Source organism: Flavobacterium sp. Arc2 (assembly GCF_041431385.1).
Taxonomy (GTDB): Bacteria; Bacteroidota; Bacteroidia; order Flavobacteriales; family Flavobacteriaceae; genus Flavobacterium.
Genome location: NZ_JASMRH010000010.1, coordinates 66,199 through 80,513, shown reverse-complemented (window position 1 = coordinate 80,513; position 14,315 = coordinate 66,199). Strand labels below are relative to the sequence as shown.

Annotated in this window: 9 protein-coding genes; 5 read left to right on the top strand and 4 right to left on the bottom strand. The window is 35.0% G+C overall.

Features of this window, described 5'->3' with window-relative positions; all coding sequences use genetic code 11:
• Nucleotides 1-192 precede the first annotated feature (192 nt).
• The 3 genes from hutH to QO182_RS08860 are packed head-to-tail and all read left to right on the top strand — an operon-like array spanning nucleotide 193 to nucleotide 3,773.
• Nucleotides 193-1,701, top strand: a complete 1,509-nt coding sequence (hutH, locus tag QO182_RS08870) for a histidine ammonia-lyase (protein ID WP_371540686.1) — start codon at nucleotides 193-195, stop codon at nucleotides 1,699-1,701.
• Between the two features lie 52 nt (nucleotides 1,702-1,753).
• Nucleotides 1,754-2,398 carry a DUF47 domain-containing protein gene (locus QO182_RS08865; RefSeq protein ID WP_371540684.1) on the top strand — a complete coding sequence of 215 codons (645 nt, stop codon included), beginning with the start codon at nucleotides 1,754-1,756 and terminating at the stop codon, nucleotides 2,396-2,398.
• Nucleotides 2,399-2,432: 34 nt separating this feature from the next.
• Entirely contained in the window at nucleotides 2,433-3,773 is a 1,341-nt protein-coding gene (locus QO182_RS08860) for an anion permease (RefSeq protein WP_371540682.1), read from the top strand.
• Nucleotides 3,774-3,899: 126 nt separating this feature from the next.
• Here the strand turns inward: QO182_RS08860 and rimK are convergent, their stop codons facing one another.
• Nucleotides 3,900-5,270, bottom strand: coding sequence for a 30S ribosomal protein S6--L-glutamate ligase (gene rimK / locus QO182_RS08855; protein WP_371540681.1), 1,371 nt, complete (start codon nucleotides 5,268-5,270; stop codon nucleotides 3,900-3,902).
• A 141-nt stretch (nucleotides 5,271-5,411) separates the two neighbouring features.
• A complete protein-coding gene (locus QO182_RS08850; protein WP_371540679.1) occupies nucleotides 5,412-7,961 on the bottom strand; it encodes an ATP-dependent Clp protease ATP-binding subunit in 2,550 nt (849 codons plus the stop codon).
• Between the two features lie 256 nt (nucleotides 7,962-8,217).
• On the opposite strand from QO182_RS08850, the gene gyrA reads away from it, so the two are divergent.
• Together gyrA and QO182_RS08840 are read left to right on the top strand one after the other, a co-directional pair.
• Nucleotides 8,218-10,869, top strand: coding sequence for a DNA gyrase subunit A (gene gyrA, locus QO182_RS08845; RefSeq protein WP_371561077.1), 2,652 nt, complete (start codon nucleotides 8,218-8,220; stop codon nucleotides 10,867-10,869).
• Nucleotides 10,870-10,922: 53 nt separating this feature from the next.
• Nucleotides 10,923-12,194, top strand: a complete 1,272-nt coding sequence (locus tag QO182_RS08840) for a tetratricopeptide repeat protein (protein ID WP_371540675.1) — start codon at nucleotides 10,923-10,925, stop codon at nucleotides 12,192-12,194.
• A 49-nt stretch (nucleotides 12,195-12,243) separates the two neighbouring features.
• Here the strand turns inward: QO182_RS08840 and QO182_RS08835 are convergent, their stop codons facing one another.
• On the bottom strand, nucleotides 12,244-13,005 hold the full coding sequence (locus QO182_RS08835; protein ID WP_371561075.1) for an NlpC/P60 family protein: 762 nt from the start codon (nucleotides 13,003-13,005) through the stop codon (nucleotides 12,244-12,246).
• A gap of 64 nt (nucleotides 13,006-13,069) precedes the next feature.
• On the bottom strand, nucleotides 13,070-14,248 hold the full coding sequence (locus QO182_RS08830) for an acetyl-CoA C-acyltransferase (RefSeq protein WP_371561074.1): 1,179 nt from the start codon (nucleotides 14,246-14,248) through the stop codon (nucleotides 13,070-13,072).
• Between the last annotated feature and the right edge of the window lie 67 nt (nucleotides 14,249-14,315).

Here is a 14,315-nt window from a genome sequence, read left to right as displayed (position 1 = left end):
TGGAAGCTAGTACCTAATTCTGATTTTGCTAAAACAATTGAATAATCGATTTACAAAGCAGGATTATTCTGTGATAAACTGCATCAAATTTAGTAAAGCGGTAGTTTTTAATCTAAATTTTAAATTATTGCTAATATATGTTGCTTTTTAATATTGATTTCTTCAATTTTGGCTTTTAAAATTTAAGATTAAATGGACAATACACATTATATAAGTACTGCACTACTTTCCCTTGAGACCGTAAACGAAATTATTTCACAACAGATGTCAATAGAGTTATCTGATGAGGCTAAAATAAACATTCAGAAATGTAGGGATTTTTTAGATACGAAAATGACCACTCATTCTGAACCTATCTACGGAATCAATACAGGTTTTGGATCACTTTGTAATGTTAAAATCTCTAATGAAAATTTATCAAAACTTCAGGAAAACCTAGTAAAATCGCATGCTTGTGGTACTGGGGAAGAAGTTCCAAATGAAATTGTAAAACTGATGTTACTGCTAAAGATTCAGTCTTTGAGCTACGGGCATTCAGGAATTCAATTGCAGACAGTGGACCGTTTAATCGCTTTTTATAACAATGATATTTTACCTATTATATATACCCAGGGTTCTCTTGGTGCTTCTGGAGATTTAGCTCCTTTAGCGCATTTATCCCTGCCTTTATTAGGCGAAGGAGAAGTCTCTTTTGAAGGTAAAAAAGTGCATTCAAGTGTAGTAATGGAGCGTTTTGATTGGCAACCTATAATTTTGCAATCTAAAGAAGGGTTGGCCTTGCTAAATGGAACCCAATTCATGAGTGCTTATGGTGCTCATATTTTAATGAAAGCCAATAAATTCTGCTATTTAGCAGATTTGATTGGTACGATATCTCTGGAAGGATTTGATGGTCGCATCGAACCATTTAATGAGTTGATCCATTTTATTCGTCCTCATAAAGGTCAAATTACAACTGCTAGCCGAGTAAAAGAATTTCTAGAAGGAAGTCAAATTATCGAGCAGGAAAAAGTACATGTACAAGATCCGTATTCATTCCGTTGTATTCCGCAAGTTCACGGAGCTTCAAAAGATGCTATTGATTACGTAAAGAAAGTCTTTAAAACAGAAATTAATTCGGTTACAGATAATCCAAATATATTTATCGAAAGTGATCAAATTATATCAGGAGGTAATTTTCACGGACAACCATTGGCTTTAGCCTTAGACTTTATGGCAATTGCATTAGCAGAACTAGGTAGTATTTCTGAAAGAAGAACCTATCAGTTGATTTCTGGATTGCGCAACCTTCCTGCTTTTTTAGTTGATAATCCAGGCTTAAATTCTGGGTTTATGATTCCGCAATATACCGCTGCGAGTATTGCAAGTCAGAACAAGCAATTAGCGACACCTTCCAGTGTAGATAGTATTGTTTCCAGTAATGGGCAAGAAGATCATGTGAGTATGGGAGCTAATGGCGCTACAAAAGCGTTGCGTGTTATGGATAATCTAGAACGCATCTTGGCAATCGAATTGATGAATGCGTCTCAGGCAATTGAATTTAGAAGACCGCTTCAGTCAAGTGAGTTCATCGAAATGTTTTTGAGCTCGTATAGAGAAGAAGTTCCGTTTGTAAAAGAAGACCGTATTTTACATTATGATATAGAGAAAACGGTTTCTTTTTTGAATAGTTTTCAAATAGAAGATGATTTGTTAGATTAATTGACGAATCGAAGATATAAAAACAGTAAGTTTGCGCCCTAAAAATAATAAGATGTCAATAAATAGTATTTTCCAGTTTTTAGTTCCAAAGGATAAAAAGTTTTTTCCTTTATTCGAAGAAGCATCAAGTAACTTAATTGAACTAGCTTCAAACTTACATGAAGCTGTTAATCTTCCCTTAAAAGAAAGGGAAGTTCTTTTTCAAAAAATTGATAAATTAGAACAAAAAGGAGAACAAATTACGCGTCAAACCAATCTTGAGTTGAGCAGAAATTTTATTACTCCATTTGACAGAGAAGATATATATTCGTTGATTAAATCGATTGACAATGTTGCTGATAACCTTCAGGGTGCGGCAAGTAGAATGAGATTATACCATGTTGATAAGATTACAAAGTCAATTAGAAAACTGACTGAAATCAATCTTGAAGCATGTCAAAATATTGACGTGGCTGTTAAAGAATTGAAAAACTTTAATAACATCAAGAATATTACTGAGGCTTGCGCTCGAATTAATAAATTAGAGAATAAGTCAGATAACGTTTATAATAAAGCGATTTTTGAAATATTTGAAAATGAAACGGATGCAATTACCATAATAAAATACAAAGAAGTGTTATCTGTATTAGAAACCGCAACAGACAAGTGTAAAAGTGTAGCCGGAGTTTTAGAATCAATTTCTGTAAAGCATTCTTAAATTCAATTTTATTTCAATCTGAAGTTCTAAGTTTATGACGTTACTTTTAGTTATTATAGTACTAGCCTTAATTTTTGATTACATCAACGGTTTTCATGACGCTGCAAATGCAATCGCCACCGTTGTTGCTACAAAAGTATTAACGCCTTTTCAAGCTGTTCTTTGGGCAGCTTTTTTTAATTTTCTAGCCTATTGGGTTTTTGGTTTTGGTGTCGCAGATACCGTGGCTAAAACGGCTAATACGATGGAGATTACTCTTGTCGTAATTCTTGCCGGGGTAATTGCAGCAATTTGCTGGAATTTATTGACGTGGTGGCTCGGAATTCCATCTAGTTCTTCTCATACTTTGATTGGTGGTTTTGCAGGAGCTGCAATTGCGCATTCAATTGCAATGCACGGTTTCTCTGGATATATTGGAGCTGACGGAGCAACTCATTATTGGTATGAAATAGTAAGCTGGTACAAAGCTGGAAAAGATGGCGGTATGCCATCGGGAGTGCTAATTATTATAGCTTTTATCGTTTTGGCACCACTATTAGGAGCTATGGCTTCTTATTTAATCTCGATTTGGTTACTAAATGCTTCACGCAAAAGTATCTATCCTAAGATTTTTACGATTGCCTTAATGGTTGCTACAATCTGGTTTGTGTACTCGCAAATGATTCCCTACGAAGAAATAATTAAAGATGGTAAAATGCCTCGATTTGCTACCTCTGTTTTTTGGAGTGTTGCTTTTGAATCTCATAACATCAAGTGGTTTTTAGTTGCTTTTATTATTTTAACGGTGAGTTGTTTTTGTTTAATATTCAGTAGTTTGAATTTATATCAAGCGGATGCGGCATTAAAAAAAATGCAGTTAGTTTCTTCAGCGGCTTTTAGTTTAGGACACGGAGGAAATGATTCACAAAAAGTTATGGGTATTATTGCGGCTGCAGTTGCAGTTTACATCAATGCTAACCCTGGAATACAAATGGATTCATGGTTAGATGTGGTTTTACCATCTGAAAGTGGTGCATTTAAAATGCCAGCTTGGATTCCTTTAGCTTGTTATAGCGCTATTGCTGCTGGAACATTAAGTGGAGGATGGAAAATTGTAAAAACAATGGGTTCTAAAATCACAAAAGTAACTTCTTTTGAAGGTGTTGCTGCTGAAACTGCTGGAGCTTTGACTTTATATTTTACTGAACATTTAAAAATTCCTGTAAGTACTACGCATACCATTACGGGATCTATCATTGGTGTAGGTATGACTAAGCGTGTGTCTGCGGTACGATGGGGAGTTACAGTAAGTCTTTTATGGGCTTGGGTATTAACAATTCCTATTTCAGCATTACTCGCGGCAATAGTTTACTATGGTCTCAATTTGTTTTTGTAAGTATATTATAATTTCGAATAAATAAAAAACCATCCTAATTATAAAATTAGGATGGTTTTTTTGTGGGAATTTTTTCTTCAGAAACTTAGATAAGTAAATAGCCAAGTTTTAAAAGTATGCAGTCAATTACTTTATTTTAAAGTTCTTTTCAATGGCTTTGATCATTTCGCCTGCGATATCTTTATTGGTAGCACCTTCTATTCCTTCTAATCCTGGAGAGGAATTTACTTCAAGTAATAAAGGACCTTTCGCTGAACGAATAATATCAACCCCAGCCACTTTTAAATCCATGGCTTTTGCTGCTTTAATCGCAATTCGCTTTTCTTCCATAGTTGCTTTAATGACAGATGCTGTTCCGCCAAGATGAATATTAGCTCTAAATTCGCCTGGCATAGCTTCACGCTGAATGGTTGCAACTACTTTTCCGTCAATTACAAATAATCGTAAATCTTTACCGTTAGCTTCTTTTATGAATTCCTGAACTAAAATATTAGCATTTACACTTTTAAACGCATTTATAACACTTTCTGCCGCTTTTTTAGTTTCTGCTAGTACAACTCCTTTTCCTTGCGTTCCTTCTAATAATTTTACAATTAAAGGAGAGCCACCTACCATTTTAATTAAGTCATTAGTATCTAGTGGAGAGTTTGCGAATCCTGTTGTAGGAATCCCAATTCCACTGTTTAAAAGTAATTGTAACGAATATAATTTGTCACGGGACTGTGTGATTGCTGCAGCTGAGTTTAGGCAATATACTTTTAATGCCTCAAACTGGCGAGTTAATGCACAGCCGTAAAAAGTGATACTAGGTCTTATTCTTGGAATAATAGCATCAAATTGATTTAAAATGATTCCGCCTCTATAGTGGATTTCTGGTGTTTGCGCATCTAAGCGCATATAACATTCCTTGATGTTTAAGAAATGCATTTCATGTCCACGCATTTCACCCGCTTCCATAATACGCTTGTTGCTATATAATTCTGGATTAGAGGCTAAAACTCCAATTCGCAAACCTGTAGTTGCTTTCTCTGAATTTTTATATAATTCCTTTAGATTGTCAGTAGTGGGTTGACCCAATAGGTACTGTTGCTCTGGATCAACAAGAACTCTTCCGCTCATTGCTTCTCTTCCTAAAAGCATTCTGAATCCCATGGAATCCCTATTAGTCAAGGTCATTTCGATAGGCCATATGGCATCTCCAATTTTTAAATTGGTTTGAATCACATAACGTTGCTCTCTAAAACCGCTGGAGCTTTTTACGATACGTTTGTCAATTAGAGGAGCCTCACAATGAATAACTGTTTTTAAATTATTCTGAATAGGGTTGATGTCAAATCGCACCCAATTTGTTTCATTTTTAATAAAAGGAGCTATGTTTATAGCGTGCAAAGCAGATGTTTTTGCACCAGAATCGACACGGGCTTTTATCGTGGGAATTCCCAGTTCAGGAAAGGAGCACCATTCTTCACTACCTAGAATAACTTTTTCTTGAGGCATATTTTTTATTTTTTTAAGGTCTAATTATAAAAGTCAAATGTAAATATTTGTTTTTAATAACAAGATAAATTTACATAAAGAATAAACCCGCTACGTTATAAAAACGTAACGGGTTTATTTTGTTGTCTAAAATATGTTTTACTATTCTTTGGTGTTCTCTTCTGCCTTATTAACTTTTACGGTTAATTCCTGAGCACCCTCTTCAATATCCATGAATATCTCATCTCCTAAAGCAATCTTGGAAGTAATAATCTCTTCGGCAAGTGTGTCTTCAACATATTTTTGAATGGCTCTTTTTAATGGTCTCGCGCCAAATTGTTTATCGAAACCTTTGTCTGCAATAAAAGCTTTTGCTTTGTCAGAGAGAGTCAATTTGTATCCTAGCTCTGTAAGGCGTGCATAAAGTTTTTTCAATTCGATTTCGATAATTAAATCGATATCATGTTTTTCTAATGTATTGAATACAATTACGTCATCAATTCTGTTTAAGAATTCAGGAGCAAAGGTTTTTTTCAATGCATTTTCTATAATGCTTTTCGAATTGTCATCTGCATTTGCTGTTCTTGCAGATGTTCCAAATCCAACACCTTGACCAAAATCTTTTAATTGTCTTGCTCCAACATTTGAAGTCATGATAATTATAGTGTTTTTAAAATCAATTTTTCTACCTAAGCTATCAGTCAAGTAGCCATCGTCTAAGACTTGTAGCAACATATTGAAAACATCTGGATGCGCTTTTTCAATCTCATCTAATAATACAACACAATATGGTTTTCTACGTACTTTCTCAGTTAATTGTCCACCCTCTTCGTAACCTACGTATCCCGGAGGTGCTCCTACTAAACGAGAGATTGCGAATTTCTCCATGTACTCACTCATGTCAATACGTACTAATGCATCTTCAGAATCAAATAATTCTTTAGCAAGAACCTTGGCTAATTGTGTTTTTCCAACGCCTGTTTGTCCCAGAAAAATAAAGGAACCAATTGGTCTGTTTGGATCTTTCAATCCGGCACGATTTCTTTGAATAGATCTCGCAATTTTTAAAACGGCTTCTTTTTGTCCAATAACTTTGCTTTCGATAAGTTGCGGTAATATAGCCAGTTTATTACTTTCTGTTTGTGCAATACGGTTCACAGGAATTCCAGTCATCATTGAAACTACATCGGCAACATTGTCCTCTGTAACTTCAATTCGATTATTTTTCGCATCCTCTTCCCATTGCTCTTGAGCGATTGCTAATTCTTTTTCGATACGTTTCTCATCATCTCTAAGTTTTGCAGCCTCTTCATATTTTTGTTTTTTGACAACAGCAGTTTTTAGTTCGCGAATCTCTTCCAGTTGACGTTCTAAATCAAGGATTTTCTTAGGAACTTCAATGTTAGTGATGTGAACACGAGAACCAGCTTCGTCCAAAGCATCAATAGCCTTGTCTGGTAAAAAACGTTCTGACATGTATCTATCTGTTAATTTAACACAAGCTTCAATTGCTTCTTGTGAATAAATAACATTATGATGGTCTTCGTACTTGTTTTTTATGTTGTTTAAAATGGTAATAGTTTCTTCAACAGTAGTTGGTTCGACAATTATCTTTTGGAAACGTCTTTCTAATGCGCCATCTTTTTCAATATACTGTCTGTATTCATCCAGTGTTGTTGCTCCGATACATTGGATTTCTCCTCTTGCTAAAGCGGGTTTAAACATATTGGATGCATCCAAAGAACCAGTAGCTCCACCAGCACCAACGATTGTGTGAATTTCATCAATAAAAAGAATGATATCATCATTTTTTTCTAACTCATTCATCACGGCTTTCATGCGCTCTTCAAATTGTCCTCTGTATTTAGTACCTGCGACAAGGCTGGCTAAATCTAAAGTTACGACACGTTTGCCGAACAGGATTCTTGAAACTTTCTTTTGTATAATACGTAAGGCTAAGCCTTCGGCAATAGCGGATTTCCCAACACCGGGCTCACCGATAAGGAGCGGGTTGTTCTTTTTGCGTCGGCTCAGAATCTGGCAAACACGTTCGATTTCTTTCTCACGCCCTACAACAGGATCTAATTTTCCTTCTTCTGCCATTTCTGTTAAATCCCTTCCGAAATTATCTAATACAGGTGTTTTAGATTTTTTATTGGATTTATTGGCTGGATTATTAAAATTACCTTCTTTAAGACTGTCATCTTGTCCTGCATCGTCGTTATAAGAGTCTGTTGCTTTTGGTAAATTCTCCAAGAATTCTTCTTCGTTTGGTGTCATATTGATATATTGTTCTTTAGCTACATCGTAATCGATTTTAAGTTTATTCAGTAGTTTGGTTGTTGGGTCGTTTTCGTTTCTTAGGATACAAAGCAATAAATGCGCTGTACTAACAGAGGAACTTTGGAATACTTTTGCTTCTAAAAAAGTAGTTTTTAAAGCGCGTTCCGCTTGGCGAGTTAAATGAAGATTTTTCTTTTCTAAATTAGTCTCTACGCCAGGAGTCGCGGGGCTTAGTATTTCTACTTTCCTACGCAGATGATCTAAGTCAACGGAAAGGTTATTTAATATTTGAATTGCTTTTCCATTACCGTCTCGAAGGATACCTAGCATCAAGTGTTCAGTTCCGATGAAGTCATGACCTAGTCGCAAGGCTTCTTCCTTGCTGTAGGTAATAACATCTTTTACTCTTGGTGAAAAATTATCATCCATAATGTATATTTTGTATATGTAAATTTAGTGAATTAGTATCTTAAAAACAAGAATCATACCTTAAGATGTCGTGTCAGCTAATTGACAAAAAAAAACGGAAAAACAGGGTAGAATGACACTTATTTTATTAAACAAAAGAAGATGCTAATTTGTTAATAAATCTTTGAAATAAGAATGTTAAAAAGCTTTAAAAAATTTCAAAAAGCTGTATATTGGCACGTTTTGAAACTAATATAATATTTTAATATAACAACTTATGTCTGAAGGAGAAAACATAATTCCTATTAACATAGAAGATGAAATGAAATCAGCTTACATCGATTATTCGATGTCAGTAATCGTATCAAGAGCACTTCCAGATGTTAGAGATGGTTTGAAACCAGTACATCGAAGAGTTCTTTACGGAATGTATGATTTAGGAGTTTTTTCAAATAAAGCCCATAAAAAATCCGCCAGAATTGTCGGAGAAGTTTTAGGTAAGTATCACCCTCACGGAGATACCTCTGTTTATGATGCCATGGTTCGTATGGCTCAGGAATGGAGCATGCGTTATTTGCTAGTTGATGGTCAAGGTAACTTTGGGTCTGTTGATGGCGATAGCCCTGCAGCAATGCGTTATACTGAGGCTAGAATGCGAAAAATTTCGGAAGAAATTATGGCAGATATCGAAAAAGAGACAGTTGATTTTCAATTGAACTTTGATGATACGCTGTATGAGCCAAAAGTAATGCCAACCCGTGTACCGACTTTGTTGATTAACGGAGCAACTGGTATTGCGGTAGGTATGGCAACTAATATGCCTCCTCATAATCTTACGGAAGTTATCAATGGTACGTTAGCGTACATGGATAATAACGATATCGAGATCGATGAGTTGATTAACTATATTAAAGCGCCGGATTTTCCAACTGGAGGTATTATTTATGGTTATGAAGGTGTTCGTGAAGCATTCAAAACCGGAAGGGGTAGAGTGGTGATGCGTGCTAAAGTTGGTTTTGAAGAGGTTGAAGGTAGAGAATCTATTATCGTTACCGAAATTCCTTACCAGGTCAATAAGGCTGACATGATTAAGCGTACTGCTGATCTGGTAAATGATAAGAAAATTGAAGGAATTGCAAATATTCGTGATGAATCAGATAGAAACGGTATGCGTATTGTTTATATTTTAAAACGTGATGCTACTCCCAACGTGGTTTTAAACATGCTTTATAAATATACTCAATTACAGTCTTCTTTCAGTGTAAATAATATTGCATTGGTAAAAGGTCGTCCGCAGATGTTGAATCTAAAAGACATGATTCACTATTTTGTGGAGCATCGTCATGATGTGGTGACTCGTAGAACGCAATTTGAATTGCGTAAAGCAGAGGAAAGAGCACATATATTAGAAGGTTTAATTATTGCATCAGATAATATTGATGAGGTTATCGCGTTAATCAAGGCTTCGAAAAATACGGAAGAAGCAAGAGGGAAATTGATTGAAAGATTCAAATTATCTGATATTCAAGCAAGAGCAATTGTTGAAATGCGTTTGCGTCAATTAACAGGTCTTGAGCAAGATAAGTTAAGAGCTGAGTATGAGGAAATCATGAAGTTAATTGATTATTTAAAAGGCTTATTAGCAGATGTGAATTTAAGAATTGCTTTGATTAAAGAAGAGCTTGTTGAGATTCGTGAGAAATACGGAGATGAACGTCGTTCGTTAATTGAATACTCAGGTGGTGATGTAAGTATCGAAGATTTGATCGCTGATGAGAATGTGGTTATAACAATCTCTCATGCAGGATATATTAAACGTACAAACCTAACAGAATATAAAACACAAAATAGAGGTGGAGTTGGTCAAAAAAGTGCTGGTACTAGAGATCAAGATTTCTTAGAGCACATGTTTGTGGCAACAAATCATCAATATATGATGTTCTTTACTCAAAAAGGAAAGTGTTTCTGGATGCGTGTTTATGAAATACCAGAAGGAAGTAAAACTGCTAAGGGTAGAGCGATTCAAAATCTTGTGAATATTGAGAGTGATGATAAAGTAAAAGCATTTATTTGTACTCAGGACTTAAAAGACCAAGACTATATTAAGAGTCATAATTTGATTATGGTAACTAAAAAAGGTCAGGTTAAGAAAACATCTTTAGAGAAATATTCTAAACCTAGAGTGAATGGTGTTGCTGCAATTACAATTAAAGAAGGAGATGAATTGTTAGAAGCAAAATTAACGAATGGTGAAAGTCAAATTATCCTTGCTGTTAAGTCAGGGAAGTTAGTTCGTTTTGAAGAATCTAAGACTCGTCCTATGGGAAGAACGGCTTCTGGAGTTCGTGGAATTTCGCTTAAGGATGATTCTGATGAAGTGATTGGCATGGTTACTGTAGATAAAGATGCTGTAAACGATTCACAAGTTTTAGTAGTAACCGAAAAGGGATACGGAAAACGTACCAAATTGGTTGATGATGATGGAGTAGATGTCTACCGAATCACAAACCGCGGTGGTAAAGGAGTTAAAACTTTGAATATTACTGAGAAAACTGGTAATCTTATATCGATAAACGCCGTTACTGATGCCGATGATTTAATGATTATTAATAAATCAGGATTGACAATTAGAATGGCTGTAGAAGACTTAAGAGTTATGGGTCGTGCTACTCAAGGTGTTAAATTGATTAACTTAAAAGGTAAAGATTCTATCGCTGCTGTTACTAAAGTAATGAAAGATGATCCTGAAGAAGTTATTGTTGATGACGATGGTAATATTGTTGAAGTGGAAGCAATCGAAAGAGTTAAGCCAGTCTTAGAAGTTTTAGAAGACGACGGAGCTGTAGAAGAAGATGAAGACGAAGAGGATGATTCATCTGATGAAGAAGAAACTGAAGAAGAGTCAGACGAAGACGATGACGAAGCGTAATAAAGTATAATAGACGAAACAAAAAAAAATAATTAAATATAAAATGGAATTTTATGAAAAGTAAATATGTAGTACTAGCGTCAGCTTTGTTGATATCGGTAGCATCTTTTGCTCAGAAAGACGAACTTAAAGCTGCTGAAAAAGCGTTTAAAAAAGGAAACTCACAAGAGGCGGCAACTATTTTACAAGGTGCTGAATCTTTAATTTCTAGCGCAAGCGATGATGAGAAAGCACAGTTTTTCTTTTTAAAAGGAAATACTTACCTTGATTTAGCAAATAAAAATGTCGATACGGATAAAAATTTATCCTTGGCTGCAAATGCGTATTTAAGTTTGGTAGATGCTGAGAAAGCATCTGGAAAATCAAAATATTCTTCTCAGGCTACTAAATCGATTATTGATATAAAATATAAATTGATCAATAGTGCTATTGCTGACTCTAAGGTTGATAAAAATGCTGATAGTGCAAAGAAACTTTATGACGCTTATTTATTAGATAAAAAAGATACTTTAAATCTATATTATGCAGCTTCAACTTATGTAAATGGAAAAGAATATGATAAAGCATTAAAGTTGTATGAAGATTTAAAAAAGATGAACTATTCTGGAAAAGCAACTAATTATTTAGCTGTAAACAAAATAACAGGAGAGGACGATCTTTTTGGTTCTATGCAAGAAAGAGATAGAATGGTAAAAATGGGTACTCATGAAAAGCCAAAAACAGAAGTTATTCCTTCAAAAAGAGGAGAAGTGTATAAAAACATGGCTTTGATCTTAGTTGATGCAGGAAAAACAGAAGAGGCTAAAAAAGCAATTGAAGAAGCTAGAGCTGCAAACCCTGATGATACTTCATTGATATTGACGCAGGCAAATTTATATCTAGAGACTAAGGATTATGAGACTTATAAAAAGTTAATTGCTCAGGTTTTAGAAAAAAATCCAAACGATGCTGATTTGGTTTTTAATTTAGGAGTGCTTAGTGCGAACGCAAAAGATATTGCTAATGCTGAAAAGTATTATTCAAGAACAGTTGAAATTGATCCAAAATACGTTAATGCTTATATAAATATGGCGGCATTAAAACTAGATGCTGAAACAGCTATTATTACTGAGATGAATAAGTTAGGAACTTCAGATAAAGACATGAAGCGTTATGCAGTTTTAAAAACTCAAAGACAAAATATATTTAAAAGCGCTATTCCTTATCTTGAGAAAGCATTAGAAGTAGATTCAAAAAATGATGATGTTGCTAAAACACTTTTAAACGTGTATAGTGCATTAGAAATGACTGCAGAGAAAAAAGCTTTAGAAGCAAAAATGAAGTAGTATATTTCTTAAACACAAAAAAAGCCTATCTGATTCAGATAGGCTTTTTTTATATAATCTTTTTTATAACTCGGAGTTTGTGAGTGTGCTTGTTTGTTTCGGGATTGTAAATACCTAAATGATCTAGCCTGTCAATTCTTATTTTTCCACTGGCGTGAATAATATAATTATTTTCCATGATAATACCTACGTGAATTATGTTGCCCTCATCATTATCGAAAAAAGCCAAATCACCTGGTTCGCTCTCTTCAATAAAACTTAGAGCTTCTCCTTGTCTGGCTTGTTGTGAAGCGTCCCTTAATAATTTGTATCCATTAAGTTTGTATACCATTTGGGTAAAACCAGAACAATCGATACCAAACGGTGTTTTTCCACCCCACAGGTAAGGAGCGTTTAAATATAGAAACGCAGTATTTATAAGGTTTTTTTTGTCTTTGATGCCCTTTACTGTAGTGCCTTCAAAAGCAAATTGACTAGTATTTATACTTTCACTATTGATAAAAGAAATAGAAGCCCCTAGCGGGATTGGTATTAGCAAATTAGAAGGGGCAGTAATGTATTCAACTAGATCAGAATTTAAAATTATTGGATCATCTGAAAGCTGATTGAAGTTGGATTCAGAAATAAATTGGTATTGCTTAGAATCGATCCAGCCTTCGTATGCATCAAAATGCATTTTGATACGAGACCACTGTTTCTGCTGTTCTAAAACTTCAAAATGCTCACCAAATAAAACTTGAGAAACGATTTCGCTTCTGTCACTAGGTTCAAACCGAAGCGGGATTATAGCCAGATTACAAATTCCGAACATTTATGTAAAATTATGAGTTAAGATTTATGAGTTATAAGTGTTAAAACTCATAACTCATAATTATTTAAATTCGTTCTATAACAACTGCTGAAGCACCACCTCCACCATTACATATGGCAGCGGCTCCTATTTTAGCGTTATTTTGTTCTAAAACATTCAATAATGTAACAATAATTCGGGCTCCTGAACAGCCTAATGGGTGTCCTAATGAAACTGCTCCACCGTTTACGTTTACTTTATCGTTGTCTAGACCTAAAATTTTAGAGTTTGCGAGTCCTACAACTGCGAATGCTTCGTTAAACTCAAAATAATCGACATCGCTAATACTTATGCCTGCTTTGTCTAAAGCTTTAGGAATTGCTTTTGATGGGCTTGTTGTGAACCATTTTGGCTCTTGCGCAGCATCAGCATAGCTTTTAATGAATGCTAATGGTTTTAAGCCTAAAGAGATTGCTTTTTCTTCGCTCATAAGAATTATAGCTGCTGCTCCATCATTTATAGTTGATGCATTTGCTGCGGTTACGGTTCCGTCTTTTGAAAAAACAGCATTTAGAGTTGGAATTCTATCCATTTTGACATTTGTGAATTCTTCGTCTTTGGATACTATAATTGGATCTCCTTTTCTTTGAGGAACGGCAACAGGAACAATTTCATTATCAAATTTACCATCTTCCCACGCTTTTGCAGAACGCTCATACGATTGAATTGCGTACTTATCTTGATCTTCTCTACTAAACTTATATTCAGAAGCACATAAGTCCGCACATACGCCCATAGCGTTGTGGTCGTAGGCGTCAACGAGACCGTCTTTTTGCATTCCGTCCACCATGGTAGAAGGACCAAATTTAGTTCCGCTTCTTAAATTCATGTAATGAGGAATTAAACTCATGTTTTCCATCCCACCTGCAACCACGATTTCAGCATCACCACATTGGATAGCTTGTGCTGCAAGCATAACTGATTTCATGCCAGAGGCACATACTTTATTTATTGTTGTACAAGCAACGGTATCAGGTAAACCTGCAAAGATTGCTGCTTGACGCGCAGGAGCTTGTCCTACGCCAGCCTGAACAACATTACCCATATAAACTTCATCAACTAGATTTGGATCTAATTTTATTTTATCTAATGCTCCTTTAATGGCTATTGCACCTAATCTTGGAGCGGGTACTGTAGATAATCCACCCATAAAACTTCCGATAGGTGTCCTAACGGCAGAAACGATAACAACTCTTTTGCTCATGATTTTTATAATGTTGGTTTATCTAGCAAATTTAATCATTTTAAAACAAAATTTGATTTTGATTTGA

Coding starts and splice junctions, on each gene's coding strand:
- QO182_RS08865 (WP_371540684.1), top strand. CDS start 1,754: ATGTCAATAAATAGTATTTTCCAGTTTTTAGTTCCAAAGGATAAAAAG.
- hutH (WP_371540686.1), top strand. CDS start 193: ATGGACAATACACATTATATAAGTACTGCACTACTTTCCCTTGAGACC.
- QO182_RS08850 (WP_371540679.1), bottom strand. CDS start 7,961: ATGGATGATAATTTTTCACCAAGAGTAAAAGATGTTATTACCTACAGC.
- QO182_RS08835 (WP_371561075.1), bottom strand. CDS start 13,005: ATGTTCGGAATTTGTAATCTGGCTATAATCCCGCTTCGGTTTGAACCT.
- rimK (WP_371540681.1), bottom strand. CDS start 5,270: ATGCCTCAAGAAAAAGTTATTCTAGGTAGTGAAGAATGGTGCTCCTTT.
- gyrA (WP_371561077.1), top strand. CDS start 8,218: ATGTCTGAAGGAGAAAACATAATTCCTATTAACATAGAAGATGAAATG.
- QO182_RS08830 (WP_371561074.1), bottom strand. CDS start 14,248: ATGAGCAAAAGAGTTGTTATCGTTTCTGCCGTTAGGACACCTATCGGA.
- QO182_RS08860 (WP_371540682.1), top strand. CDS start 2,433: ATGACGTTACTTTTAGTTATTATAGTACTAGCCTTAATTTTTGATTAC.
- QO182_RS08840 (WP_371540675.1), top strand. CDS start 10,923: ATGAAAAGTAAATATGTAGTACTAGCGTCAGCTTTGTTGATATCGGTA.